Source organism: Streptomyces sp. NPDC006743 (genome assembly GCF_040703815.1).
In the GTDB taxonomy this organism is placed as follows: Bacteria; Actinomycetota; Actinomycetes; order Streptomycetales; family Streptomycetaceae; genus Streptomyces.
This window is the reverse complement of record NZ_JBEYJA010000151.1, coordinates 1-1,980: the sequence shown is the minus strand read 5'-3', so window position 1 is coordinate 1,980 and position 1,980 is coordinate 1. Positions and strand designations below refer to the sequence as shown.

Sequence of the window (1,980 nt, the reverse complement as noted above, 5' to 3'; positions counted from 1 at the left end):
CAGACCGCCCCCTTGTGGATACCGCATGCCCCGGTGATATCGCAGAGGACTGGCGCCCGTCAGCCCCTACGACACCACGAGTTCAACCTCAGTAGACACTCAAAGCTGCGGCTCACGTCGAGGCGCTCGGACCGGCGTCGTGCAGCGCAGCGAGTTCCTTCAGATCGTTCGCGACCATGATCTGAGCGAGACGGCCCGCGACCGCTACGACCGTTGGCCAAGATGGTGTCCGTAGATACTCCGCATCGGTGTCATTGGGGGCCTCGGCCGCCGCGGCGTTGAGAGCGGTGCCCAGCTCACGCATGAGAGCGACCTCTTCCTCACTTCTCAGGCTGACTCCGAGGTATCGCTCGGGCTCGTCGGCGTTGCAGAAGTCATCGAAGAGCGTGTGGAAGACGTGGTCCAGGTTCTCGAACACCGACGGGTCGAGCCAGACGTCCTGCTGCCAGGGCGGGTTCGCCAGAGCGAGGACAACGGGTACGACGTGGACTCGGTGGTTCGCTATGAGACGGGCGTCCTCACTCACGGGGCGAGCCTAGCGACGAGGCCCTGAGCGTGCGCCGGCGTTTCCCGGGAGCCGAGCAGTGAGAAAGCCCCCATGTTGCCTGGCCGCCAGCCCTGGACAGAAACCATTCCGGCGATGTGGCCCTGACTTGGGTCTTCACTGGTGACGGCGGAGGGTTGCCGGTCTTTGTCGATCGCTGTCAGATGGCCTCGGGCATCTTCGCACGGCCCAGCGACGGCCCAGGAACGGAGCCTCCGGCCGACACCGCGCCGGACTATCGTGCCGCTATGACCAGCGCAGCGGAGCGCCGCGTGCTCTTCCTCGACGTCGCTGGTCCGCTCCCACCGTGGTGTCCCGCTGGAAGAGATCTCCCGGCTCGTCGGACACTCCGGGACCGCGGTGACCGAGGAGGTCTGCAGGAAGCAGATCCGGCCCGTGATCCAGACCGGCGCCGTGGACATGGACGGGATCTTCGGAGCGCAGGAGCGGCGCCCGTGGACACGCGGAAAGCGGTAGTCACGCAGATAGACGCGCAGGCAGAAACAGGTCAGGCACCTACGGATATCCGTAGGTGCCTGACCTGGTGTTTCGGCTGTCGGGGTGGCGGGATTTGAACCCACGACCTCTTCGTCCCGAATGAGGTTCGGGCGCGATCATCACCGGTCTCTTTGGTGTTTTGCCTGGTCAGGACGTTGGAGTGCGGTGGTGTCGGTTGGTCCGGAAGGGGCTTGGGGCGTGGGTTGGCTCCCAGATGGCTCCCAGCGGGAATGATCTCAGGGCGTGTCCTCGAGCTTGCGCATCAGCTCGGTGACCAGCGCGCGATCGCGTGCTTCATCGGAACGCCCGTCCGGTTCCCGCTGGGCCTGATACTGCCGGAGCCTCTCGTTTCGCTCGGCATCCCGGGCTGTTCTCACACGCTCGGCACGGTCCTGTACGACGGCGAACTCCTCCGGCAGCTCATCCTCGGCTTCCTGCTCCCAGAGGAAGTCCAGCAGCTCTGTCATCAGTTCCAGGTTCGCGGCATGCGGTTCCTGCTCCGGCTCGGCAGCCAATCGGCGCAGCTCCTGCAAGGCGCACCGCACGAGGACTGGGGTCACCGGCTCACGGTCCGACGCCGACGGTATCGACTGCAGCTGGTCGTACAGAGTGCTGGACCGGTACCAGTCGCCGACTTCGGCGCTCTCCAGCAGTTCGGCTTGGATCCGGTCGGTCAGTTCTTCGACGAATCGCTCCGCGTGTTCCTGCGGCACCAGCGGGCTTGCACTCAGCGAGTTGGCCAGGCTCACCAAGTGGGAGATGGGCGAAAAGTGCGTTGACGAGGGGAGAGTTTTCTTGGTCACGTACGCGGCCAGTGACGCCGAGTCCAGCAACTCGGCTGCCCCTAGTACTCCAGCAGCGTTTCGCTATCTGGCCTGGTCAGAGGCGTCGTCTGGAGTGTAGTCGGCTGGTGTTGTGTCAGGGGTGGTCTTGCTGGA

General features: G+C 64.9%; 2 protein-coding genes and 1 pseudogene. 1 reads left to right on the top strand and 2 read right to left on the bottom strand.

Annotation, left to right across the window (positions count from 1 at the left end; translation table 11 throughout):
- Nucleotides 1-112 precede the first annotated feature (112 nt).
- A complete protein-coding gene (locus ABZ719_RS37595; protein WP_366729661.1) occupies nucleotides 113-526 on the bottom strand; it encodes a hypothetical protein in 414 nt (137 codons plus the stop codon).
- Nucleotides 527-832: 306 nt separating this feature from the next.
- Between ABZ719_RS37595 and ABZ719_RS37590 the strand changes: the two are divergent.
- Nucleotides 833-1,021 (top strand): annotated as a pseudogene (locus tag ABZ719_RS37590) (site-specific integrase); the annotation flags it as partial.
- A 257-nt stretch (nucleotides 1,022-1,278) separates the two neighbouring features.
- Here ABZ719_RS37590 and ABZ719_RS37585 read toward each other — a convergent pair.
- Nucleotides 1,279-1,791, bottom strand: coding sequence for a hypothetical protein (locus ABZ719_RS37585; protein WP_366729660.1), 513 nt, complete (start codon nucleotides 1,789-1,791; stop codon nucleotides 1,279-1,281).
- Nucleotides 1,792-1,980: the final 189 nt, after the last annotated feature.